Raw genomic sequence first — 22,707 nt, forward strand, 5'->3', positions numbered from 1 at the left:
CACCGCCCCGGGTAGCTGGCCGGTCGATGCCGCCTCGGAGAGCTCACCCGTTCTCCCGTCCCGGCGCGCCGGAGTCCTTCCCGAGGCCCACCCGGCCGGCCAGCGCCGCCGCCTCCACCCGGGTCGCCACGTCCAGCCGGCGCAGCAGGTGCGCCACGAGCCGCTTGGTCGTCCGCTCCGAGACGTGCAGCGTCGTCGCGATGTCCACGGTGCTCGTGCCGTCGGCGATCAGCCGCCACAGCCGTCGCTCGTCGGCGGTCAGCGCGTCGGCGATGCTCTGCTCCCCGGACGGCGTCGCCTCGTCGAGCAACTGGCGCAGCACCGCCTCCGGCAGCACCGACCACCCGTCGAGGACGGCCAGCAGCGGCCGCACCAGCGCGTCCGGGTCCGCGGTCTTGGGCAGGAAGCCCGACGCCCCGGCGCGCAGCGCCTCGATGGCGGCGTCGGCCTCGGCCAGCCCGGACAGCGCGACCACCCGGACCAGCGGGTCGGCCCGGCGGATCGCCGCGATGGCCCTGGTTCCGCCGGGCGGCGGCATGTGCAGGTCGACGATCGCCACGTCGGCGTGGTGCCGGCGCACCAGCGCCGCGGCGGCCGACGCGTCCTCCGTCGTCCCCACCACGCGGACCCGACCTCCGCTGAGCCCCGGCAGCAGCAGGCTCAGCCCACGCGTGAACAGCGGGTGGTCGTCGACGACCACCACATCCACCGGCGGCCTGCGGTCAGCAGCGGTCGCGTCGTCGGTCTCGCCCACATCGCTCCCTGACGGTCGGTGCGCCTTCCGGCGCTGCCGGCCGGCCTCCCGAGGAGGTGCCCGTGACCCTGGCTGCCGACACGCAGGCGTCCACGCGTGACTGCGGACTGCTCACCGATCTCGCCCGAGTGCTGCGCGCGCACCTGCCGCGCCCGCGCCGGGCCCCCACCCCACCGGAGAGGCCCAGCCCCGAGGACGCCGTCGTCCGCGCGCTCTGCCACGACATGCGCAGCCCGCTGGCCTCGCTGGAGGCGGTGCTCGGGTCGCTGGACCGCGCGCCCGCGCACGCCGCCGAGCTGCTCGCGCTCGCCCGGGCGCAGGCGGCGCACCTGTCGTCGATGCTGCGCACGGCCGACGCGACCGGCGGAGCGGTCCGGCAGTCGCCGACCACCCGCCGCCTCGGCGACGTCCTCTGCGCGTCGGTCGCCGCCTCGGGGCTGCCCCGGTCGCAGCTCGCACTCGAGGTGGACGGCGACGCCGGCGACGTCGGCGTCGCGGACGCCCGCGTGCAGCGCATCCTGATCAACCTGCTGGAGAACGCCCACCGCCACGGGAACGGCGCCCCGGTGCGGCTGCGGGCGACCGCCCGCACCGGCTGGGTGGAGCTGGCGCTCAGCCAGGCCGGCGTGCCCGTCGACCGCGTCGTCCAGCACCTGCAGACCTCGCGGCCGCCGGTGGACCTCACCGGCCTCGGGCTGTGGTCGGTGCAGCGGCAGGCCGGCGAGCTCGGGGGCCGGGTGCTGTGGTCGGAGAACGGTTCCGTGTTCACCCTCGTCGTGCAGCTCCCCGACCGCTGAAAGGACCCCTCGTCCGACGGGCGACTCACATTGGCACCGGCGGGCCACCGGACGGCACCGGTGGGCCACCCGGGGCGGGCAGATCCCCTGTGTCACCGCGATCGCGGGACGGCGACGACGCAGAGGAGACACCGTGTTCACGCACACCCAGGCGCTGCAGTACGAGGCCAAGCCCGACGGCCCGGACCCGGACTTCGCGCGCAAGCTCCAGGAGGTCCTCGGCGGTCAGTGGGGCGAGATGACCGTCGCCACCCAGTACCTGCTGCAGGGCTGGAACTGCCGGCTGCCCGGCAAGTACAAGGACATGCTGCTCTCGATCGGCACCGAGGAGCTCGCCCACGTCGAGATCCTCGTGACGATGATCGACCGGCTGCTCGACCACATCCCCCTGAAGCCGGACGCCGCCGACCGCAGCAAGGAAGCCGCCGCCGGCTACGGGACGCACAACCCGCAGCACGCGATCGTCAACGGCGGGGGCGCCTACTACCGCGACAGCATGGGCCTGCCCTGGAGCGGCGGCTACGTGACCGCCAGCGGCAACCTGATGGCCGACTTCCACTACAACGCCACGGCCGAGATGCAGGGCCGGCTGCAGGTCGCCCGGCTCTACAACATGACCGACGACCCGGGCGTCAAGGAGACGCTGAAGTTCCTCATCGCCCGTGACCACATGCACCAGATGCAGTGGCTCGCCGCCATCGAGGAGCTCAAGGCCGACGGGCTCGAGGGCATCCCGGTACCCGAAGCCTTCCCGATCGAGGAGGAGCCGGGCGACGCCGGCTTCGCCTTCATCCTGGCCTCGGACGGCCCCGAGGCCGCCGCCGGTCGCTGGGCGCACGGCCCGACCCCGGACGGCCGCGGCGAGTTCACCGCCCGGCCGATCGAGGCCGCCGCCGACGCCCCGCAGCTGCCCCCGGGTGACCCGCGCCTGTTCCCGACGCCGCAGATGCCGGGTCAGTCGATGCTGCAGAAGGCCAAGGACATGCTCACCTGAGGCTGGCCCCACCCCGTCGCGCCCTCGCCGTGCCGGTGGCCCACCCGATCCCGGGGCCGCCGGCCCGGCGGGCCACCCCTCCAGGAGGTCCTGCCGTGCACCCCCACCTGCAGCCGCCCCGCCCCGCCCTTCCCGCCGTCCTGCTCTCGCTGGTCTACCTCGCCGCGATCGCCGTCGCGGTCAGCGCCCCCGGCCAGCACGCGGTCGCCGGGCTCGTCGTCCTCACCGGCCTCACCGTTCGCTGGGTCGCCCACCACCGGCGCTCCCCGGCCCCGGCCCCGGCGGGCGCCGTCGTCCGCACACCCGCCGCCGCTCCCGCCCGCGCCACCGCTGCCTGACCCGGACGCGCGGAGGCGCGCCCCCCACCGGACAGGGGAGCGCGCCTCAGGCGGGGGAGCGGACGCACTGCCGGGGTCCCACCGCGAGCGTGCGAGCGGTGAGCGGCAGGGGGGTCCTCGCTCAGTGCGAGCGCGGCTCGTGCGGCGGCTCCCCGTGGGTCAGGTCGTCCAGGTGCCCCTCGGCGTGCGCCGCGACCAGCCGGCTCTTGCCGGGGTAGCGGATCTCCTCGACCAGCTCCTGCATCACCGGCGACGGCTTCGTGGTGAACTGCGACACCACGATGGTGACCACGAAGTTGATCAGCATGCCGATCGTGCCGAAGCCGGTCTCGGGGATGCCGAACAGACCGTCGCTGTTGCCGTAGATGTCGATCGTCCACAGCATGTAGGCGACGGTGGTGGCCAGGCCCGCCGCCAGACCCGCCGTCGCTCCGGCTGCCGTCGTCTTCTTCCAGAAGATCCCGAGCACCAGGATCGGGAAGAAGCTCGCACAGGCCAGGCCGAAGGCGAGCGCCACCACCTGGGCCACGAAGCCGGGCGGGTTGATACCCAGGTAGCCGGCGACGACGATCGCCAGCGCCATCGCGATCCGGCCCACGAGCAGCTGCCGGCCCTCCGTGGCGGCGGGGTTGATCCGCTTGTAGTAGACGTCGTTGGCCACCGAGGACGAGATGACCAGGAGCAACCCGGACGCCGTGGACAGGGCGGCGGCCAGGGCGCCGGCTGCGACCAGGCCGACGACGGGTGCCGGCAAGCCGGCGATCTCCGGCGTCGCGAGCACGATGATGTCGTTGTTGATCACCAGCTCGCCGGTGTCGGGCCCGTAGTCGATGATGCCGTTGCCGTTGACGTCGTCGACCGTGATCAGACCGACGTCGGCCCAGGTGTTGAACCAGCTGGGCGTCGCGCCGATCGAGGTGCCGGCGATCTGGTCGATGAAGTTGTACTTGCTGAACGCGCCCACCGCCGGAGCGGACGTGTAGAGGAGGGCGATGAAGAACAGCGCCCACAGCGCCGAGTACCGGGCGGCCCGCACGCTCTTGGCGGTGTAGAAGCGGACGATCACGTGCGGCAGGCCGGCGGTGCCGAACATCAGTGCCGCGGTGATCAGCACCATGTTGAGCATGCTGGTCTGGGTGAAGGCCTCGGTGTACGCGGCGAAACCGAGGTCCTGCTGCAGGCCGTCGAGCTCGCCGAGGATCTGGCCGAAGCCGATCTGCGGGAACGGGTTGCCGGTGAACTGCGCGGAGATCGCCACCACGGGGATGAGGTAGGCGACGATCAGCACGCTGTACTGGGCGACCTGCGTCCAGGTGATCCCCTTCATGCCGCCGAGCACGGCGTAGAAGAAGACGATCACCATGCCGATGACCACACCGGCCGTGGTGCCGACACCGAGGAACCGCTGGAACACCAGGCCGACGCCGGCCATCTGTCCCGCGACGTAGACGAACGAGACGACGATCGCCGCGACGACGGCGACCAGGCGGGCGCTCTCGGAGTACCGGTCACCGACGAAGTCCGGGATCGTGTACTTCCCGAACTTGCGCAGGTACGGCGCCAGCAGGAGCGCCAGCAGCACGTAGCCGCCCGTCCATCCCATCAGGTAGACCGACCCGGCGTACCCGTTGCCGGCGAACGCGACGATGCCGGCCATCGAGATGAACGACGCGGCGCTCATCCAGTCCGCCGCGATCGCGGCACCGTTCGCCGACGCCGGGATGCCGCCACCGGCGATGTAGAAGCCCGCCGTGGTGGACACCCGACTGGCGTAGGCGATGTAGATGTAGATGCCGAAGGTGATGACGACGAAGACGAGCGTCCAGACCTGGATGTCGCTCATGAGTGGTGGACCTCTTCCTCGTACTCGTCGATGCCGAACTCGGCGTCGAGCTTGTCCATCCGCCAGACGTAGACGGCGATGAGGACGACGAAGGTGACGATGGACCCCTGCTGGGCGAACCAGAAGCCGAGGGGGAAGCCGAGGACCTGGATGGTGTTCAGCGGCTCGACGAAGACGATTCCCGCACCGAACGACACCAGTGCCCAGATGACGAGCAGCACGCTCATCAGGCGGATGTTCCTCCGCCAGTACTCCTTACGTTGCGTAGCGTCCACCCGCTCCTCCGAAGGGTCGGCCGTGTGTGCCAGATCACACGCGCGCGAGAAGGGAACCAGACCAGCCCGGTACGGTCAAACACTCGGACGGCAACGGACACGAAGGCGTGACGTCGATGGACTTTCGAGCGAGCCGGTGCGCGACGGGCTACCGGGCCGGCGCTGCAGCACCTAGAGTTCCGACCTCGTGGTGATGAGTACACGGGAGACAGGGCGCCGCACCCGGCGTCGCAGCCCCGGGAGCAGGCGGCTGCTCGGCGCTGCACTCCTGGTGCTCTTCGGAGCCTTCCTTCCCTGGGTCGCCACCGCTGCGGGCAACGTCGCGGGCGTGCGAGGAGCAGGTCTGTGGACGATGTACGCGGCGCTGCTCGGCATCGCCGGGGCGATCATCCGCTCCTCCACCCTCGCCGCTGTGCATGCGCTGGTGCTGGCCGTCGTGGCCATCGCCCTCCCGCTGTGGCAGGTGCTGCACCTGGCGGGCCTCGTGGGTTTCTCGGGCTGGGCGCCTGGCCCGGGTCTGGTCCTGACCGTCGGTGGGGGGATCCTCGCCGGCTCCGCCGCCGTCTCCTTGTTCCGGGTCTCCCGAGCCGCTTCCCCGACGAACTGACCCGTCGCCCGACGCAGCACCCTGCGGAGGGTCCGGCCCCGCTCACCGACCGCGCGACCGTCGGCTGACCCACAACGTTGCACCGCGCGTAACCCGGTCGGAACCGGCCACCGGTGCAATGGCTCATGGCCGCATCCAGTGCTGCGTCGTCGGGATGGTTCGCGGTGGCCCGCGCCGCCGAGATCGGCACGACGCCGGTGCCGGTCGGCGCGGGCGGGCGCGCCTACGTCGTCGTCCGGCTGCGACCCGGGGGCGAGGTGAGCGCGTTCCCCGCCCGGTGCCCGCACCGGCTCGTGCCGCTGGCCGGGGGACGCGTGACCGACGGCCGGCTGGTCTGCCCCGCCCACGGATGGCGGTTCGACGGCGACGGCCGCTGCACGGAGGTCCCCACCCTGGGAGCGGACGGCTGCCCGCCTCCGCGGGCGGACCTGGTCGGCCCGTGGGCGGTGGAGGAGCGGTACGGCTGGATCTGGCTGGCCCCCGAGCAGACCAGAGCCGGCCCACCCCGGCCGGTCGCCGAGCCGCGACCCGAGCCGGCTCCACCGCCGGGTCCGCCCAGCGGCCGGGTCCTCGACAACCTCGACCCGTCCCTGGAGCACGCCTGGCACCCGGTGGCGCTGGCCACGGAGCTCCGGCCCGGCGGCTGGCTGCAGGTCCGGCTGCTGGGCCGCACCTGGACGCTGGGTCGTTCCGACGACGGCCTCGTGGTCGCACCGCCGGCGTTCGGCGTCCGCGAGCGGCTCGGCGTGGTGTGGCTGGCGCCGGCCGACCCCATCGACCAGACGCTGGACGTGCCCGAGGCCGCCGATCGGCGTTTCGTCCCCAGGTGGCTGCCCCCGACGCGGTCCCCCGGCCCGGCCGGACCGCTCGCGGACACCTTCCTCGATGCGACGCACGGCCCGTTCGTCCACGCCACCACGATCGGCACCCCCGACCGGGCCGACGTGCATCCGGTCGAGGTCCTGGCCGAGCCGGGTGGCTTCCGGGTCGTGCGCGAGCAGTGGGTGGACAACCCCGTGGACCCCGAGGTGGCCACCGGCGCCCGCCCCTTACGGCAGCGCCGCCGGACCACCTACGTCTTCCGGGCGCCGTTCCGGCTGCGCCTGCGGCAGGAGTTCCTGGACTCAGGGGCAGCCACGACGCTGCTGTACTTCCTGCAGCCCGAGGACCTGGACTCCACCCGCATCTACACCTGCCTGCTGATCTCCGCCGGCCCCGGGCAGCCCTTGCCCACCCCCGGCTGGCTGGCCGACCAGGTGGCCCTGCAGCGCCGGATCCTCGCCGAAGACGTCCGCTCGCAGGAGCTCCTGGCGATCAGCGGGCTGCCCCTGGACCCCCGGGACGAGGTGCACGTGCCGGCCGACCGGGCGGCTGTGGCACTGCGGCAGGGGCTGTGCGAGTTCGTGGCGGCCACCCGGCACCTGGCCGGCCGCTCCGCCGCAGCCTGAGCGCTCACCCGGCCGGCAGCCGCTCCCCGCACCGCGGGCACACCGTCGGCGGGTCCTCGTCGGCCAGCCCGCCGCACGCCGGGCACACCCGGCGCAGCCAGCAGGCCGGGTCCCCGCCGTCGTCGCCGGGCTCCCGCGAGGCCCGGTCGTCGTCGCCCACGTGCCCTCCCCAATGCGACGACTGTGTTGCGGTCCGCCCACCGGCGCCGTGCCGGTGACCGCCCGGGGGTAGCCCTCGACGGTCGCCCGCCATCCGGAAGGACCAGCATGACCCGCCGCACGCGCACGTACCCGTTCGCCGCCCTGCTCCTCACCACGGCCCTGCCCCTGGCCGCGTGCGGCGGGGTCGCCGAGGAGGAGGAGTCGGCCAACCCGATCGAGGACATCGGTACCGAGGTCGACGGTGGCAACGCCGGGCCGGACGAGTCCGTCACCGAGGACGTGTCGCTCGCCGACGCGGAGCTCCCCTACCCCGCCGACGGCCTCTACAGCGCCGGCGACGACGCCCCGCTGACCTTCGCGGTCACGAACTCGGGGTCCGACGCCGTCACCCTCGACACCATCACCGGGGAGGACTTCGCCGAGGCGCGGATCTTCGCCGACAGCACCGAGCAGGCGGCCTCGTCGCTGGAGGTGCCCGCGAACGACAACCTCTACGTCGGGGCGCCGGACCTGCCCTCGGTGCAGCTCGTCGGGTTGGACCGCGACCTGCGCTCGTCGCAGTCGATCCCGGTCACCTTCTCCTTCAGCAACGGCCAGGAGGTCACCGTCGACGCGGTCGTCGCCGCCGCGGGCGACGACATCCCCGAGCCCGACGAGGACCCCTCGTCGGGCAGCTGATCCTCCTGCGGGGGGACGCGGAGATCCTCCCGGGGGGCGACGAGGTGCGGCGCGGCCGTCCCTAGGCTCTCCGGCATGGACGGGTCTGCCCCCGGAGAGCGCCTGGTGGCGGAGCTGCGCGAGCGGCCGTTCCTGGTCGACCTGGCGCTCGCGACGGCGATCGGCATGGTCACGGTCGTGCTGCCCGCCGGGTCGTACTGGCCGGACGAGGGTGCGTCCTTCGTCGTCGGGGTGCTGCTGGTCGTGCCGCTGGCGTGGCGGCGTCGGGCGCCGGTTCCCGCCGCGGCAGCGGTGGTCGCGGCCGGGCTGCTGGAACTGGTCGTCTCCTCGCAGTTCCTGGCCGCCAACTACGCGGCGCTGGTGATGGTCTACTCGCTGGCCGCCTACGCCCCGCGCTGGGCCGGCCGGGCCGGCCTGGTCGCCGGCCTGGTGGGCGCGGTCCTGGCCGCCGCCCGCTACTTCGGCGCCGACACGTCCGACAGCACGCTCATCACTGCCGGCGCCATCGGGGTCTCCGTGGTGGCCGCGTGGGCCCTGGGGGATCTGCGCCGGGCGCGGGCGCTCCGCATGGCCGGCCTGGAGGAGCGCGCCCGGCTGCTGGAGCTCGAGCGCGACCAGGAGATGCGGCTGGCGGCCACCGCGGAGCGGGCCCGGATCGCCCGCGAGATGCACGACGTCGTGGCGCACTCGCTGTCGGTGGTCATCGCACAGGCCGACGGCGGCCGCTACGCCGGCAGGGCCGATCCGCAGTCCGCCACCGACGCCCTCGATGCGATCGCCGCCACCGGCCGCCAGGCGCTCACCGACATGCGCGCCCTGCTCGGCGTCCTCCGGGACGGCGGCGGGGAGGAGTACGCCCCGCAGCCCGACGTCGACGCGATCCCCACCCTGGTCGAGGACGTGCGCGCCAGCGGGCTGGACGTCGACCTGATCGTCGAGGGCACCCCGCAGCCCCTGCCGGCCGGCCCGCAGCTGGCGGCCTACCGGATCGTCCAGGAGTCGCTCACCAACGTGCTCAAGCACGCGGGTCCGGCCGGGCGGGCCTGGGTGCGCCTGCAGTGGCGGCCCGACGCGCTGGAGCTCTCGGTGCTCGACGACGGCCGCGGGGCTTCGGCGGCCGTCGCCGGCTCCGACGGCAGCGGCCAAGGGCTGCGCGGCATGCGGGAGCGGGCCCAGCTGCACGGCGGGCGGCTCGAGGCCGGCCCGCGACACGGCGGAGGGTTCGGCGTGCACGCGGCACTGCCCTACCGTCCGGCTCGATGAGCGCGATCCGGGTGGTCCTCGTGGACGACCAGCAGATGGTCCGCGCGGGCTTCCGCATGGTGATCGACTCCCAGCCCGACCTCACCGTGGTGGGGGAGGCCGGCGACGGCGCGGCCGCGGTCGAGCTGCTGGGCGGCACCTCCGCCGACGTCGTCCTCATGGACATCCGCATGCCCGGCACCGACGGGATCGAGGCCACCCGGCAGGTCACCGCGCTCCCGGATCCGCCACGGGTCGTCGTCCTGACGACGTTCGACCTCGACGAGTACGTGGTGGCCGCGATCGGCGCCGGGGCCAGCGGCTTCCTGCTCAAGGACGCCGCGCCCGAGGACATGCTCGCCGCCGTCCGCACGGTGCACGCGGGCGACTCGGTGATCGCGGCCAGCTCCACCCGCCGGTTGCTGCAGCACGTCGCCCCGCTGCTGCGCGGCGGAGCGCCGGTCGTGCCGGCCGGCCAGGCCGATCCGGGCCTGGCCGCGCTCACCCAGCGCGAGCGCGAGGTGCTGGAGCAGATGGCGTACGGCGCGACCAACAGCGAGATCGCCGCGCACTTCTTCGTCAGCGAGGCGACGGTGAAGACGCACGTCGGCCGGGTGCTGGCCAAGACCGGCTCGCGGGACCGGGTCCAGGCCGTCGTCCTGGCCTACCGCACCGGCCTGGTCGCCCCTGCGGACCTGCTCCGCAACGCGTAGGCCCTCGCGGGGGCCGCGGCGGGCCCGCGAGCGGTCGGGCAGGGGAACCCGTCTGTACGACCGGGGGATGACGCCGCAGATCATCCCGCGCTCCGACGCGGGACGACGACGCCGGAGGAAAACGTGATCCCCGTCGTCGTCCCCCACCTCGGAGGCATCCGTGCCCGTCCCGGTCCTGACCGTCCCCGGCGAACCGCCGGCGTCCCTGTCCGGCGCAGCCGTCCGCGCCACCGGCCTGCGCAAGACCTACGGCAGCGGGGAGACCGCCCTCCACGCGCTCGCCGGCGTCGACGTCTCGTTCGCCCGCGGCGAGTTCACCGCGATCATGGGCCCGTCCGGCTCGGGCAAGTCCACGCTCATGCACTGCCTGGCGGGGCTGGACGCCGCCACCGCCGGGCAGGTCTGGCTCGGCGACACCGAGCTGACCAGCCTGCACGACGACGAGCTGACCGCGCTGCGCCGCTCGCGGATCGGCTTCGTCTTCCAGGCGTTCAACCTGCTGCCGGTGCTGCCCGCCCGCGAGAACGTCGTGCTGCCGATGCAGCTGGCCGGCCAGCGCCCCGACCCGGTGTGGTTCGACGACGTCGTCGCCCGGCTCGGCCTGCGGGAACGGCTCGGGCACCGGCCGCACGAGCTCTCCGGCGGCCAGCAGCAGCGGGTGGCGATCGCCCGCGCCCTGCTCCCCCGTCCGGACGTCGTCTTCGCCGACGAGCCGACGGGCAACCTCGACTCCCGCAGCGGCGCGGAGGTGCTCGGCCTGCTCCGCTCCAGCGTCAAGGAGACCGGGCAGACCGTCGTCATGGTCACCCACGACCCGTCCGCCGCCGCCTACGCCGACCGCGTGGTGCTCCTGGCCGACGGGCGGCTGGCCGGCGAGCTGTTGCACCCCACCGCCGAGTCGGTGCTCGACGCGCTGCGCGGACTGGGTGCCTGACATGCGCGGCGTCACCCTCGCCACCGCCCGGGCGCACGCCGCGAGGCTGATCGCCTCCACCCTCGCGATCGTCATCGCAGTCGGCTTCGTCGCGGCCACCCTGGTGCTCAACGAGACCTCCCGCGCCACCGTGCTGGAGGCCCTGGGCGCCCCCTACGTCGGCACGGACGCGGTGGTCGTCTCCGAGGACGCCTCCGGCCTCGACGACGAGCTGGACCGCATCGCCGCCCTGGACGGCGTCGCCGCCGTCGACGCCACCTGGGAGACCGGTGTCCAGGCCTTGCTGCCCGGGCGCACGGGCGCGCAGTACCTGCTCGCCGAGTCGGTCGCCGGCGCGCCCGTCCTGCGCTGGCAGGCGTTGGCGGAGGGCGAGCTGCCCGACGCGGTCGGCGAGATCGCGGTGAGCGAGCGCACCGGCGCCGCCGTCGGCGACACGATCGACCTCACGTATTTCGCGCCGGAGGACGGCGCCGAGCGGAACGCCACCGCCACGGTCACCGGTGTGGTGGACCTGGGCGGCGACCCCACGGCCGGCAGCTACGGCCGCATCTGGGGCACGACCGACCAGCTGCGCAGCTGGGGCGCGGTGGACCCGTCCGAACTGCGGGTGGCCGGAGCCGACGGCGTTCCGGCCGCGGACGTGGCGCAGCAGGTCGGCGCCGCCCTCGCCGACCGGCAGGTCGTGGTGCGCACCGGCACCGAGCAGGCCGAGCAGGCCGCCGCCCAGCTCAGCGGTGACACGATGGCCCTCACCGCGGTGCTCCTGGTCTTCGCCACGGTCGCGGTGCTGGTCGCGGGCCTGGTCATCGCCAACACGTTCGCCGTCCTGCTGGCCCAGCGCACCCGCGAGCTCGCGCTGCTGCGCTGCGTGGGCGCCACCGCGCGCCAGGTACGCCGCAGCGTCCTCGGCGAGGCGGTGCTGACCGGGCTGGCCGCCTCGGTCATCGGGGTCCTCGCCGGCATCGGCCTGGCCGCCGGGGTGTCGGCGATCGCCGAGGCCGCCGACTCCCCCGTCCCCCTCTCGGACCTCTCCGTGCCGCTGGTCGCGGTGGTCGCCGGTCTCGCCGTCGGCACTCTCACCACGCTGCTCGCCGCCCTCGCGCCCGCCCGTGGCGCCACGACGGTCGCGCCACTGGCCGCGCTCCGGCCGACCGACCCGGCGCCGCTGCGGTCGCGGGGCGGCGTGCTGCGCCTGGTGCTCGGGCTGCTCCTGGTCGTCCCGGGGGTGCTGCTCATGGGGCTCGGGGTGTATCTCGCCGACGTCCTCATCGCGCTGCCGGGCGGGGCGCTGAGCTTCCTCGGCGTCGTCCTGCTCGCCCAGCGGGCCCTGCCGCCGGTCGTGGGGGCCGTCGGCCGGCTGGCCGCCCGGCTGGGCGGCGTGCCGGGCCGGCTCGCCGCCGGCAACGCCACCCGCAACCCGCGGCGGACGGCGGCCACGGCGACCGCGCTGCTCATCGGCGTCACGCTGACCACCGCCATGGTCGTCGGCGCGGCGTCCACGCGGGCCACCGCGCAGGCCGGCCTGGCCGCGCAGTACCCCACCGACGTGATCGTCTCCGGCGGCGAGCCGATGCCGCCGTCGCTGCCGGGTCGGCTGGCCGCGGTCGACGGCGTGGTCGCTGCGTCGGCTCTCACCGCCGCGACGGTGATCGGGCCCGACGGCGAGGAGACCGGCGTCGCGGGGATGGACGCCGCCACCGCGGCGAAGGTGATGCGCTCGACCGGCGACGTGCCGATCCCCGCCGCGGGCGAGGTCGTGCTGCCGTGGTGGGCGGAGTCCAGCTGGGAGGTCCCGGTCGGCGAGCAGGTCACCTTCACCTCCGGCGGCCGGACGGCGACGGCCACCGCGCTGTACGGCGACGTGGAGCGGCCCACGCTGCCCGCCGCGGAGCTGGCCCGGCTCGCGCCGGACGCCGCCGTCGACACCGTCTGGCTGCGGCTGGCCGACGGCGCCGACCAGGCCGACGTGATCGGCGAGGTCACCGACGTGGCGGGCGCGGCCATGCCGTTCGCCTTCGTCACCGGCCTGGCCAGCGAGCGCGCCGCGATCGACTCGGTGCTCGACGTGCTGCTGCTCGTCGTCACCGGCCTGCTGGGGGTGGCGGTGGTCATCGCGCTGATCGGCGTCGGCAACACCCTGGCCCTGTCGGTGGTGGAGCGGCGCCAGGAGAACGGGCTGCTGCGGGCGCTCGGGCTGACCCGGGGTCAGCTGCGGCGGCTGCTGGCCTGGGAGGCCGCGCTGGTGGCCGGGGTGGCCGCGGTGCTCGGGGTGGTGCTGGGCAGCGCCTACGGGCTGATCGGGGTCGCCTCGGTGCTCGGCTCGTACGGCGAGCTGGTGCTGAGCATGCCCTGGCTGCAGGTGGCCGCGATCGTCGCGGTGGCCACGGCGGCGGGGCTGGTTGCCTCGGTGCTGCCGGCCCGCCGAGCGGCCCGCACGGCCCCGGTGGCCGCCATCGCCGGCTGACCCGCCCGGGCGGGATCTGCTCAGTGGCCTCCGTCGACCGGCTGACGGGCCACCGTGCAGGTCTGGCCGCCCCCTCCGCGGCAGCGGCCTGGGATGCTGGGAACCGTGCCGTCCCGCCTCGCTCGTCGCGCCGCCCTGACCGCCGCCACCCTCGCCGGTCCGGTCGGCTGGCTGACCGCGGCCGCCTGGGGTCTGCCCACCGCGCTGGGCGCGCACCGCCGCCGGTTGCGCCCCGTGGTCTCCCGCTCGGCGCAGTTCGCCGACGGCAAGTTCCACAACCGGATGCCGACGCCGGCGCTCTCCCCCGCGAACACCCGCGACGGGCTGCTCCGGCAGTGGCACGAGGAACGGCACGTGGGCCTGCCGGGCGGCCCGATCCCGCTCGCCTCCGCCGAACTGCCGGCCGACGCAGCCGAGCTCGCAGTCGCCTGGTTCGGGCACGCCAGCGCGCTGCTGGAGGTCGACGGTCAGCGCATCCTGGTCGACCCGGTGTGGGGCTACCGCGTCTCGCCGTCGCCGGTGTTCGGGCCGACACGCCTGCACGAGCCGCCGACGGCGATCGAGGGCCTGCCACCGGTCGACGCCGTCCTCATCTCCCACGACCACTACGACCACCTCGACCTGCCCACCGTCCGGGCCCTGCTGGCCACGCAGTCGGCGCCCTTCGTCGTCCCCCTGGGCGTCGGCGAGCACCTGCGCAAGTGGCACGTGCCCGAGGAGCGGATCGTCGAGCTGGACTGGGACGAGACGCACGTCCTCGGTGGGCTGACGCTCACCTGCACCGAGGCGCGGCACTTCTCCGGCCGCTACTTCCACCGCGACACCACCCTGTGGGCGTCGTGGGCGATCGCCGGGCCGCGGCACCGGGTCTTCTTCGGCGGTGACACCGGCTACACGCCCGCGTTCGCCGCGATCGGGGCACGGTTCGGCCCGTTCGACCTGACGCTGCTGCCGATCGGGGCGTACAACGACGCCTGGCACGCCATCCACATGGACCCCGAGGAGGCGATGCGCGCGCACGGCGACCTCGGCGGACGGGTGCTGCTGCCGATCCACTGGGCGACGTTCAACCTGGCCTTCCACCGCTGGGCCGAGCCCGTGCAACGTCTGCTGGCCGCCGCCGAGCGGACCGGCGCACGGGTCGCCATACCGCAGCCCGGCGAGCGCATCGACGTCCTCGACCCGCCACCGCTGCGCGACTGGTGGACGGCGGTGGGCTCGGCGGCGCCCGGGCCGCACGAGGACGCCGGCCTCGGCTCGTCGGTGCTGGCGCGGACGATGACCCGGTTGCTGTCCCTGCTGCCGGGCTGACTCTCAGCGCAGGAGCTTGGACATCCGGCGGTCGGCCAGCGGCTTCCCGCCGGTCTGGCAGGTGGGGCAGTACTGCAGCGAGGTGTCGGCGAAGCTGACCTCCCGCACGGTGTCGCCGCACACCGGGCAGGGAAGGCCCGTGCGGGCGTGGACCTGCAACCCCGAGCGCTTCTCGCCCTTCATGGTGGCGGCCCGCTGGCCCACCTGGCGGTCGAGGGCGCCGGTGAGCGTCGCCCGCACGGCGTCGAAGAGGCGGACCAGTTCGTCGTCGGTGAGCTTGTCGGCCATCTTGAACGGCGAGAGCCGCGCCGTGTGCAGGATCTCGTCCGAGTAGGCGTTGCCGATGCCGGCGATCAGCGTCTGGTCGGTCAGCGCGCCCTTGAGCTGGCCCGAGCGGCCGGCCAGCAGCCGGACGAAGGTGTCACGGTCGGTCTCCAGCGCGTCGGGACCCAGCCGCGCGATGCCGGGCACCTCGCCCGGGTGCCGGACGACGTAGATCGCCAGGCCCTTGCGGGTGCCCTGCTCGGTGAGGTCGAAGCCGTCGCCGTCGTCCAGGTGGACCCGCAGCGCCAGCGGCCCCTTGCCCGGCTTCGGCGGCGCGGTGGGCAGGCCGGTGCGCCAGTGCAGCCAGCCGGCGCGGGCCAGGTGGACGACGAGGTGCAGCCCGCTGACGTCGAGGTGGAGGAACTTGCCGTGCCGGCCGGCTCCGGTGATCTCCAGCCCGGCCAGGGACGACAGCGGCGGGTCGAAGGTCTTGATCGCCTGGACCGCGGCCAGGTCCGCGCGCGCCAGCACGTGGCCGACGGCGTTCTCCCGCAGGAACGCCGCCAGCGCCTCCACCTCGGGCAACTCGGGCACCCGGCCATGATCGCGCGGATCGCGACGTCCCGCCGTCCCCGATCAGGCGGTTTCCGGCGGCGGCGTTGCGGCGGCGCGACGACAGGATGACGGCCACGACGACCTGGTGGAGACCCTGTTGCGGCGGCTTCCGGAGCCCTCGCGGACGAGTACACCTCCGTCCGTGGGCCCGTTCCACAGGGCACGGGCACGAGAGAGGGAGGTCATCGTGAACAGGTTCCGACTCGGTTCCCTGGCGGTCCTCGCCGGCGTGATCACGCTGCTGGGCGGCGTCCTCACCCCGGCGTCGGCCGCGGCCACCCCCGCACCGTACTGCGGTCTGGTGTGGGGCTCGCTGCCGGAGGCCGGCAACGCGGCCACCGCCGGCCTGACCGTCACCGACGTGCGCGCCGGCCGGCACGCCTGCTTCGACCGCCTGGTCGTCGACCTGCGCGGTCCCGCGGCGGCGACCGGCTACGCGGTGCGCTACGTCGACGCGGTGCACCAGGCCGGCTCGGGCACCCCGGTCCCGCTGGCGGGCGGAGCGGCGCTCGAAATCGTCGTCGACGCCCCGGCCTACGACGGGTCAGGGCGGGCCACCTACCTCCCGCCCAGCCGCAGCGAGGTCGTGGACGTCGACGGCTTCGGCACGTTCGAGCAGGTCGCGTGGGCCGGCTCCTACGAAGGGCGCACCACCCTGGGCATCGGCACCCGCGCCCGGCTGCCGTTCCGCACCTTTCCGTTGCTCGGCACCCCGGGGGACGACGCCGTCCGCCTGGTGATCGACGTCGCGCACCGCTGGTGACCGGTCCGGCCCGGAGGCGGTCTGCGCACCGGCTCGCGCCGGTGTGCAGACCGCCTCGTCTCAGCCCTGGTGGAGCACCTCGACCACGACCCGGTCCGGGGCCTGCAGCCGGTACACCCGGAACGGACGCTCGGCCGCGGCACCGACGAACGATGCCATCTGCCCCTCGAAGACGGCGTCCAGCACGACCTCGCGCACCGCCGGGTGCCCCGCGACCACCGGATCGGGCCCCGCGTACGGGGGGATCCCGGTGTCCCCGGGCAGGCCCACCCCGGTGAGCACGAGCCGGAGGACCGCCTCCCCCGCCACGTCCACCGGGGCACCACTGCCCGCCGACCGCGCCTCGGGCACGTAGCGGGCGTCCCAGCCGGGCAGCCCCGCGCCGTCCACCTGGAGGGTGACCCGGTCGAAGCCCTCGTGGCGGCCGACGCGGACGTCGGTCACGGTGACGGCAGCCCCGGGTGACGCCGCAGCCGTGTCGGGCCGGGTGTCGGCGACGAAGGGCGACGCCACGGTCGGCGGCGGCGCACCGGGCGACGACCGGGGCTCGGTCGGGACGGGCTGCGGCACAACGGTGGCGGGGTCCGACGGGGACGCCGCGGGCGGCGGTGGGGTGAGGAAGACGGCGTAGTCGGCCGGGAGCAACGGCGCGTCGGTGAGCGCACCGGAGGGAAGCGGCGCCTCCACCGGCTCCCCACCGCTGGTCAGCAGGACCGCCTGCACCCCCGGCAGGCTCGTCGCGGTGAGCACGATCTGCGCCACGGCCCGGCGGCTGGACGACAGGGCCGCGGCACCGGCGAGGTCGATCGTCGCCGTGGCGCCGTCGATGCCGGCCACCGACAGCGTCATCCCCGTGGGCAGGGCGGTGGACAGCCCCTGGGCCCGCTCCTCCTCGGTCGGCCCGGCGGAGAGCGCCGCCAGCACATCCTCCAGCCGCTCCTCGGTAGGTCCCGTGCCGCTCTCCCGGGCCCTGGGCACGAGCGCCTCGTCGGCGCCGACGAGGTACGCCCAGCCACCGTCGCCGGGGACGGACGACGGCGCGGCCGTCGGCGCCGGATCCGGTGCGGCGAGCCCGTACGGGACGTCGGACGGCGCGATCGTGGACGGGCCGTCCCCGGTGGGGACCCCGCACGATGCCGTCACCACGAGGACCAGTCCCAGCCTGCCGGTGGCACCCAGCCGACGCAGGCGCCTCACGCCGACGCCGCCGGCAGCGAGAGGACGAAACGGGCGCCCCCGCTCGGACTCGCGGCGCACCACGCCGCGCCGCCGTGCTGCGCGGTGGTCTCGGCCACGATGGCCAGCCCCAGCCCGGCTCCGGGCACCGAGCGTCGCGCCGAGCCGGGCGCCCGGGCGAAGCGCTCGAAGATCCGCTCCCGGTCCAGGGGCGCCACCCCCGGACCGGTGTCGTCCACCGTCACCACGACCGAGCCCTCGCAGCGCCGGACCCCGACCCGGTCCGGCCCTCCTCCGTAGCGGTCGGCGTTGTCCAGGAGGTTGCGCACGGCCCGCTCCAGGCGCGCCTTGTCGCCGAGCACGGTGGTCTCGGGTTCGGGCCCGGCCTCCAGCAGGGCCACGGGCCGGCCGGTTCCCTCGAGCACCTCCCGCACGAGCGCCGTCAGGGACACCGGGACGGCGTCGGGCACGTGGCCGGCGCCGTCGAGCCACGCCAGCTCCAGCAGGTCGTCGAGGGTGACGCGCAGGCGCGTGACCTGGTCCTCCACCAGGGCGAGGGCCTGCTGGGCCCGCGGCGGCAGCTCCTGCCGCCGGGTGGCCAGCACCTCGACGCTGGTGGTGAGGCTGGTCAGCGGGCTGCGGAGCTCGTGGCTGACGTCGCCGACGAACCGGGCGTCCCGCGTGATCCGCGCCGCGAGGGCGTCGACCATGCTGTTGAAGGCGGCGACGATGCCCACCAGGTCGGGGTCGTCGGTCGCCGGGAGCCGGGTGGAGAGCTCACCTCCGGCGATCCTCGTCGCGGCGCCGGCGACCTGCTCCAGCGGGTGGACGGCGCGCCGGCTGGCCCACGCCCCGAAACCGGCACCGGCGACGGTCGCCACGCCCGCGCCGGCGGCGAGCACGACCGCCAGCGTCCGCAGCAGCGTCTCCAGGTCGTCCAGCGGCGCGACCTCGTAGAACTCCACCCCCGCGCTGACCACGGGGACGGCGACGACGAGCCGCGGGCCGTCCGCCGTGTCGACCCGCACCGCGCCCGCCGCGCCGGTGGCCACCACCTCCTGGAGGGCCGTCGGCACGTCCCGTCCACTCACCTCCAGGCTCGAGGAGTACCAGTCCTCGCCGCGCCGGACGACGACCTCCGCATCGCCGAACGGGACGAGCTCGCCCAGCACCCGCCCGACGTCGGCGCCGGCGCCGGACAGCCGGTTGCGCAGCACCTCGGCGTCGGCGAACGCCTGCTGCGTGAGCGCCTGCTCCCGCTGCTCCACGACGAAGCTGCGGGCCAGCAGCCAGGTGGTGGTCACGAGCACGGCCGAGACCAGCAGCGTGCTGGCCGCGAAGCCCAGCACGATGCGGCGCCGCAGCCCCCGCCGCCCCGGGATCCGGCTCACCGGCGGCTCCGCGCGCCGGCGGACGTGCCCGTCACTGCGGATCCAGGCGGTAGCCGAGCCCCCGGACGGTGACCACCAGCCGGGGACTGCCCGGATCGCGCTCCACCTTCGTCCGCAGCCGCCGCACGTGCACGTCGACGATCCGCTCGTCCCCGAAGAACCCGTGCTCCCACACCCGCTCGAGCAGCGCCTGCCGGCTGAAGACCCGCCCCGGGGCGCCGGCCAGCTCGCACAGCACCCGGTACTCGGTCAGCGTCAGGGGGACCAGCTCGGTCCCGCGGTAGACGGTGCCGCTGGCCTCCCGGAGCACCAGCGGGGCCGCGGGGTCGTGGTCGAGGACGACGCCCGCCCGGGTGCCGTCGGCCGGGGAGCCTGCCGGGGCAGCGGCGGTACGGCGGCGCAGGGCCCGCAGCCGGGCGGTGATCTCCTTGATCTGGAAGGGCTTGGTCACGTAGTCGTCGGCGCCCACCTCGAGTGCTTCGACGATGTCCTGGGTGTCCGCGCGGGCACTGACGACGACGACCGGCAGGTCGTGGGCGCGGCGCACCTCCCGGATGACGGCGAAGCCGTCCATCGATCCGAGCATCAGGTCGACGATCATCATGTCGGGCGCGGCGATGCCCACCATGCGGACGGCGTCCTCCCCGCAGGCGGCCTCGGCTACGTCGTACCCCTCGTCCTCCAGGGCCCACCGCAACGCAGTCCGGATGGAGTCGTCGTCCTCCACGATCAGGATCCGCAGCGACACGCGGCCATGCTGCCACCGCGGGACCGCGCCCCCGCCCGCGTCGGCCACCGTCATCCGATCGCAATGTCCCGACCCGGGAGATCGCAAAGTCCGGCGGCGAGGCTGCTGGGCGACCGTGCGGAACCGACCGCCGAGGAGACCGCCGTGCGCCCTGCCGACCGCGACCACCGGAATCCCGGTCCCGACGACGAGAGCGGCTCCGGCGAGGTCGTCCTGCGGCTGACCGAGGAGATGCTCGCCGACGGCGTCGCCGACATCCGCTGGCTGCTGCACGACGCCCTGCTCACCGGTGCGCGACGGGTGGTCGTCGACGTCCGGGAGGTGGAGCACCTGTCGAGCCCGGCGGCGGCCAGCCTCCTCACCGCGCACCGGGCGTGCCGGGCCCGCGGCGGCAGCGTCGTCGTCCGCGGGGCCAACCGGCGCACCCTGGCCCTGCTGCGCCGGACGGGGCTGTGGCGGGTGCTGGGGCTGGAAGGCCTGGACCGCTCCGCCTGAGGTGCCGGGGAGCGGGGGGGGGGGGCGGGGGGGTCGTTCCTCGGCTCGGCCGGTGCCCACCGCGCTGCTCCGGGTCCGCAGGGGCCTGCGGCTGCAGGAACACCCCGCGCTGCTCCACGCGCTGGACGCCGACCTGGGCGGCGCGCTGGTGCTGCGGTCCGGCGACCCCGAGCGAGTGCCTCCCGGGGCTGGCTCGCGAGGTGGGCGCGACCTCGGTGCACGTCAGCGCCGACGCCGGCCCCTACGGCCGCCGCCGGGACGCCTGGCCGGGTCACCAAGTCCGACGGGACGCCCTTCCGGGGGTACTCCCCGTTCGGTGCCGGGACCTGTCATCGACCACGCGGACCGGCGCCAGGTGGCGCTGGTCCGCTACGCCCGCGTCCGCGACCGCTGAGCTCCGGACGTCCCCGCCGGCTCAGCCCTGTAGTCGGGGGGGCCGAGGCGGCCGGGTCGGTGACGGTGCCCGGAGCCGCGGCCAGGGCCCGCGCCCACGCCACCACCCCGTCGACGTCGACCCGGTGCGGTGGGGAGGCCGCGTACCCGGCGACGTTCCCCGCGCCGCGTTCGAGCAGGGTGGTCGCGCCGCGCTCGTTGCCCCGCGCGGCGTGGGTCAGGCCGACGGCGAGCTGCGCCAGGCCGCGCCACAGCTGGCGCTCCTCCTCGGGCGCGGACTTCCAGGCGTCCTCGAGGACCTCGTGCGCGTGGAAGGGGCGGCCGGCGTCGAGCAGCGCCTGGGCCTCGGCGAGCGCCACCTCCGGCGCCCGGACGACGCCCTCGGGAGCGCGCTCCTCCCCCACGGCGCCACGCGGCAGGGGACGCCCGAGGGCGTCCCGCGGCCGTGCGTTGCGGGCCCGCCCCTCGCCGTCGCGGTCGCGCTCGTCCATGCCGCCATCCTGCCCGCGCCTGGCGGGCGACGCCTCGCGGGGCCGCCGGCGGGAACGGAACCGACGACGATGCGGCCCCGCGCCGCACTCGGGTGTCTCAGTGGCCCGTGGAGAGCTGGACAGCCGACCGGCGCCTAGCGTGCAACGCGTGACCGCCCCGCACCACGACCTGCCCTCGCACGACCTCGGCGCCCACTGGCGCGCGGTCCGCCCCCGGCCGCCGGGCCGACACCTGGACAGCGCCGCCTCCAGCCGGCAGAGCCACCGTGCGCTCGAGGCCGCGGCGCACCACGCCCGGCACGAGGCGGAGCTCGGCGGATACGTCGCCGAGGCCGCCGCCGACGACCTCCTCCAGCAGGGCCGCTCGGTGCTGGGTGGGCTGGTCGGCATGGCCGCCGCCGACGTCGCCTTCGTGGAGTCCGCCCAGGCGGCGCTGGTCGCCCTCCTGGACGGCTGGCGGCTGCCCGCCGGGGCACGGGTGGCCTGCCTGCCCGGCGAGTACGCCCCCAACGTGGCGCAGCTGCGGGCCGCCGGTCTGCAGCCGGAGCCGCTGCCCGTCGACGGCCTGGGCCGGGCCGACGTCGAGGGCGTGGCACGGCTGCTCGCCGCCGATCCCCCGCGCCTGGTGCACCTGACGCACATCGGGAGCCACCGCGGGCTGCTGCAGCCGGCGCGCGAGATCGCGGCCCTGTGCCGGGAGGCCGGCGTCCCGCTGGTGCTGGACGCGGCCCAGTCGCTGGGGCACGTGGACGTCGACCTCGGCGCCGACATCGTCTACGGCACTTCGCGAAAGTGGCTGGCCGGCCCCCGCGGCGTGGGCATGCTGTTCGTCCGCCCCGTCATCGCCGCCCAGCTGGCCCCGGTGCTACCGGAGCCCCCGGGCGTTCCGCCGATCCGGGCGTTCGAGTCGGGGGAGGCGCACGTCGCCGGCCGGGTCGGCCTCGTCGTGGCCGTCGGCGAGCACCTCGCGGCCGGTCCCGACCGGGTGCGTGAGCGGCTGGCCGCGCTCGGCCGGACCACCCGGGAGCTGCTCGACGGCGTCGCCGGCTGGCGGGCCGTGGAACCGGCCGGGGAGCCGACGGCGACGACGACGCTGCGCCCGCCGGACGGCGTCGACGTGGTCGAGACGCGCACCCGGCTGCTGACCGAGCACGGGATCGTGCTGAGCGCGATCGGGCCGGAGCGGGCGCCGGGCGAGATGACCGGTCCGGTGCTGCGGGTCTCCCCGCACCTGGACGCGACGGTCGATGACCTCGAGGCGCTCGCCGCGGCCCTCTGAGGCGCGCCGTCAGCCGGGGGCGTACTCCGACCCCCGCGGGCAGCCGAAAGACTCCCAGTGAGCAACGAAGGACTGCCCACGCATCCTGGCCGCCCCGACCCAGCGTCGTACAGCCTGGGGCCCTGTTCCGCCACGTGACGGAACAGGGCCCCAGGCTGTGGACGCCTCCCCAGGGCGACGACCACTGCTATCCCGCGGGCCGACGGGGCGGACGAGAGACCACCTCGAGGCCGTCTCGGTACCAGCAGCGCCGGCGCTCCGGCGGGACCTGCCTGCGGCGGGCCTCGAACGGCTCGGCGATCTCGCCGGTGGGCCTCCGCAAACATCACCGCCATGGCCGGTGCAGGTAATGCCGAACGCACGAAGGGGCCCCAGCACGGATGCTGGGGCCCCTTCGGGAATGGTTGTCCGGCGGCGTCCTACTCTCCCACCCCGTCTCCAGGGCAGTACCATCGGCGCTGAAAGGCTTAGCTTCCGGGTTCGGAATGTGACCGGGCGTTTCCCTCTCGCCATGGCCGCCGTAACTCTGTGA

The 22,707-nt window shown here is 75.1% G+C and carries 23 protein-coding genes and 1 rRNA gene; 14 read left to right on the plus strand and 10 right to left on the minus strand.

Features of this window, described 5'->3' with window-relative positions; all coding sequences use genetic code 11:
• Positions 1-43 precede the first annotated feature (43 nt).
• Positions 44-754 (minus strand): response regulator, encoded by a 711-nt coding sequence (locus ACI791_RS06585; protein WP_456585308.1) that lies wholly within the window; start codon positions 752-754, stop codon positions 44-46.
• 62 nt (positions 755-816) lie between these two features.
• Here ACI791_RS06585 and ACI791_RS06590 point away from each other — a divergent pair, with 62 nt between their 5' ends.
• The 3 genes from ACI791_RS06590 to ACI791_RS06600 all read left to right on the plus strand — a co-directional run bounded on the left by ACI791_RS06590 (position 817) and on the right by ACI791_RS06600 (position 2,883).
• The gene (locus ACI791_RS06590; RefSeq protein WP_456585309.1) at positions 817-1,551 is read left to right on the plus strand and encodes an ATP-binding protein; all 735 of its coding nucleotides are present in this window, start codon (positions 817-819) and stop codon (positions 1,549-1,551) included.
• A gap of 133 nt (positions 1,552-1,684) precedes the next feature.
• Entirely contained in the window at positions 1,685-2,545 is an 861-nt protein-coding gene (locus tag ACI791_RS06595; protein ID WP_347058877.1) for a manganese catalase, read from the plus strand.
• A 95-nt stretch (positions 2,546-2,640) separates the two neighbouring features.
• Entirely contained in the window at positions 2,641-2,883 is a 243-nt protein-coding gene (locus tag ACI791_RS06600; RefSeq protein ID WP_456585310.1) for a hypothetical protein, read from the plus strand.
• 121 nt (positions 2,884-3,004) lie between these two features.
• Here ACI791_RS06600 and ACI791_RS06605 read toward each other — a convergent pair whose 3' ends face one another.
• Both ACI791_RS06605 and ACI791_RS06610 read right to left on the minus strand, forming a co-directional pair.
• On the minus strand, positions 3,005-4,726 hold the full coding sequence (locus tag ACI791_RS06605) for a sodium:solute symporter family protein (RefSeq protein WP_456585311.1): 1,722 nt from the start codon (positions 4,724-4,726) through the stop codon (positions 3,005-3,007).
• Positions 4,723-5,001: a DUF4212 domain-containing protein gene (locus tag ACI791_RS06610; protein ID WP_347058874.1), complete on the minus strand. Its 279-nt coding sequence runs from the start codon at positions 4,999-5,001 to the stop codon at positions 4,723-4,725. The genes ACI791_RS06605 and ACI791_RS06610 overlap by 4 nt, the downstream gene beginning before the upstream one ends.
• 328 nt (positions 5,002-5,329) lie before the next feature.
• Here ACI791_RS06610 and ACI791_RS06615 point away from each other — a divergent pair, with 328 nt between their 5' ends.
• Both ACI791_RS06615 and ACI791_RS06620 read left to right on the plus strand, forming a co-directional pair.
• Positions 5,330-5,608, plus strand: a complete 279-nt coding sequence (locus ACI791_RS06615; protein WP_456585312.1) for a hypothetical protein — start codon at positions 5,330-5,332, stop codon at positions 5,606-5,608.
• Positions 5,609-5,733: 125 nt separating this feature from the next.
• A complete protein-coding gene (locus tag ACI791_RS06620; protein ID WP_456585313.1) occupies positions 5,734-7,056 on the plus strand; it encodes a Rieske 2Fe-2S domain-containing protein in 1,323 nt (440 codons plus the stop codon).
• A gap of 4 nt (positions 7,057-7,060) precedes the next feature.
• Here ACI791_RS06620 and ACI791_RS06625 read toward each other — a convergent pair whose 3' ends face one another.
• Positions 7,061-7,216 (minus strand): hypothetical protein, encoded by a 156-nt coding sequence (locus ACI791_RS06625; protein WP_456585314.1) that lies wholly within the window; start codon positions 7,214-7,216, stop codon positions 7,061-7,063.
• A 107-nt stretch (positions 7,217-7,323) separates the two neighbouring features.
• Between ACI791_RS06625 and ACI791_RS06630 the strand changes: the two genes are divergently transcribed.
• From ACI791_RS06630 to ACI791_RS06655, 6 genes are all read left to right on the plus strand, one after another.
• Positions 7,324-7,896 carry a hypothetical protein gene (locus ACI791_RS06630; protein ID WP_456585315.1) on the plus strand — a complete coding sequence of 191 codons (573 nt, stop codon included), beginning with the start codon at positions 7,324-7,326 and terminating at the stop codon, positions 7,894-7,896.
• A 75-nt stretch (positions 7,897-7,971) separates the two neighbouring features.
• Positions 7,972-9,159 carry a sensor histidine kinase gene (locus ACI791_RS06635; RefSeq protein WP_347058869.1) on the plus strand — a complete coding sequence of 396 codons (1,188 nt, stop codon included), beginning with the start codon at positions 7,972-7,974 and terminating at the stop codon, positions 9,157-9,159.
• Positions 9,156-9,851: a response regulator transcription factor gene (locus ACI791_RS06640; protein WP_347058868.1), complete on the plus strand. Its 696-nt coding sequence runs from the start codon at positions 9,156-9,158 to the stop codon at positions 9,849-9,851. Before ACI791_RS06635 ends, ACI791_RS06640 begins: the two co-directional genes overlap by 4 nt.
• Positions 9,852-10,011: 160 nt before the next feature.
• On the plus strand, positions 10,012-10,785 hold the full coding sequence (locus ACI791_RS06645) for an ABC transporter ATP-binding protein (RefSeq protein WP_456585316.1): 774 nt from the start codon (positions 10,012-10,014) through the stop codon (positions 10,783-10,785).
• A 1-nt stretch (position 10,786) separates the two neighbouring features.
• Positions 10,787-13,249, plus strand: a complete 2,463-nt coding sequence (locus ACI791_RS06650) for an ABC transporter permease (RefSeq protein ID WP_456585317.1) — start codon at positions 10,787-10,789, stop codon at positions 13,247-13,249.
• Between the two features lie 105 nt (positions 13,250-13,354).
• Positions 13,355-14,560 (plus strand): MBL fold metallo-hydrolase, encoded by a 1,206-nt coding sequence (locus ACI791_RS06655; protein ID WP_456585318.1) that lies wholly within the window; start codon positions 13,355-13,357, stop codon positions 14,558-14,560.
• Between the two features lie 3 nt (positions 14,561-14,563).
• Here ACI791_RS06655 and ACI791_RS06660 read toward each other — a convergent pair whose 3' ends face one another.
• The gene (locus ACI791_RS06660; RefSeq protein ID WP_456585319.1) at positions 14,564-15,418 is read right to left on the minus strand and encodes an Fpg/Nei family DNA glycosylase; all 855 of its coding nucleotides are present in this window, start codon (positions 15,416-15,418) and stop codon (positions 14,564-14,566) included.
• A gap of 208 nt (positions 15,419-15,626) precedes the next feature.
• Between ACI791_RS06660 and ACI791_RS06665 the strand changes: the two genes are divergently transcribed.
• Entirely contained in the window at positions 15,627-16,202 is a 576-nt protein-coding gene (locus ACI791_RS06665; RefSeq protein ID WP_456585320.1) for an AMIN-like domain-containing (lipo)protein, read from the plus strand.
• A 60-nt stretch (positions 16,203-16,262) separates the two neighbouring features.
• Here the strand turns inward: ACI791_RS06665 and ACI791_RS06670 are convergent, their stop codons facing one another.
• The 3 genes from ACI791_RS06670 to ACI791_RS06680 are packed head-to-tail and all read right to left on the minus strand — an operon-like array spanning position 16,263 to position 19,517.
• Complete coding sequence (locus ACI791_RS06670; protein WP_456585321.1) at positions 16,263-17,399, minus strand: GerMN domain-containing protein; 1,137 nt, start codon at positions 17,397-17,399, stop codon at positions 16,263-16,265.
• Entirely contained in the window at positions 17,396-18,769 is a 1,374-nt protein-coding gene (locus tag ACI791_RS06675) for a sensor histidine kinase (RefSeq protein WP_456585322.1), read from the minus strand. The genes ACI791_RS06670 and ACI791_RS06675 overlap by 4 nt, the downstream gene beginning before the upstream one ends.
• 31 nt (positions 18,770-18,800) lie before the next feature.
• Positions 18,801-19,517 carry a response regulator transcription factor gene (locus ACI791_RS06680; protein ID WP_347058860.1) on the minus strand — a complete coding sequence of 239 codons (717 nt, stop codon included), beginning with the start codon at positions 19,515-19,517 and terminating at the stop codon, positions 18,801-18,803.
• 144 nt (positions 19,518-19,661) lie between these two features.
• Here ACI791_RS06680 and ACI791_RS06685 point away from each other — a divergent pair, with 144 nt between their 5' ends.
• Positions 19,662-20,012, plus strand: coding sequence for an STAS domain-containing protein (locus ACI791_RS06685; protein ID WP_456585323.1), 351 nt, complete (start codon positions 19,662-19,664; stop codon positions 20,010-20,012).
• 329 nt (positions 20,013-20,341) lie between these two features.
• Here ACI791_RS06685 and ACI791_RS06690 read toward each other — a convergent pair whose 3' ends face one another.
• Entirely contained in the window at positions 20,342-20,896 is a 555-nt protein-coding gene (locus ACI791_RS06690) for a DUF309 domain-containing protein (protein ID WP_456585324.1), read from the minus strand.
• A gap of 148 nt (positions 20,897-21,044) precedes the next feature.
• Here ACI791_RS06690 and egtE point away from each other — a divergent pair, with 148 nt between their 5' ends.
• Positions 21,045-22,175, plus strand: a complete 1,131-nt coding sequence (egtE, locus tag ACI791_RS06695) for an ergothioneine biosynthesis PLP-dependent enzyme EgtE (RefSeq protein ID WP_456585325.1) — start codon at positions 21,045-21,047, stop codon at positions 22,173-22,175.
• A gap of 406 nt (positions 22,176-22,581) precedes the next feature.
• Here egtE and rrf read toward each other — a convergent pair.
• Positions 22,582-22,698, minus strand: a 5S ribosomal RNA gene (gene rrf / locus ACI791_RS06700).
• Positions 22,699-22,707 lie beyond the last annotated feature (9 nt).

The sequence above is a fragment of the Blastococcus sp. SYSU DS0973 genome (assembly GCF_054051055.1).

Excerpts from the sequence above, each read along its gene's own strand:
- ACI791_RS06690 (WP_456585324.1), bottom strand. The coding sequence starts at position 20,896 with ATGGACGAGCGCGACCGCGACGGCGAGGGGCGGGCCCGCAACGCACGG.
- ACI791_RS06640 (WP_347058868.1), top strand. The coding sequence starts at position 9,156 with ATGAGCGCGATCCGGGTGGTCCTCGTGGACGACCAGCAGATGGTCCGC.
- ACI791_RS06635 (WP_347058869.1), top strand. The coding sequence starts at position 7,972 with ATGGACGGGTCTGCCCCCGGAGAGCGCCTGGTGGCGGAGCTGCGCGAG.
- ACI791_RS06605 (WP_456585311.1), bottom strand. The coding sequence starts at position 4,726 with ATGAGCGACATCCAGGTCTGGACGCTCGTCTTCGTCGTCATCACCTTC.
- ACI791_RS06620 (WP_456585313.1), top strand. The coding sequence starts at position 5,734 with ATGGCCGCATCCAGTGCTGCGTCGTCGGGATGGTTCGCGGTGGCCCGC.
- ACI791_RS06630 (WP_456585315.1), top strand. The coding sequence starts at position 7,324 with ATGACCCGCCGCACGCGCACGTACCCGTTCGCCGCCCTGCTCCTCACC.
- ACI791_RS06650 (WP_456585317.1), top strand. The coding sequence starts at position 10,787 with ATGCGCGGCGTCACCCTCGCCACCGCCCGGGCGCACGCCGCGAGGCTG.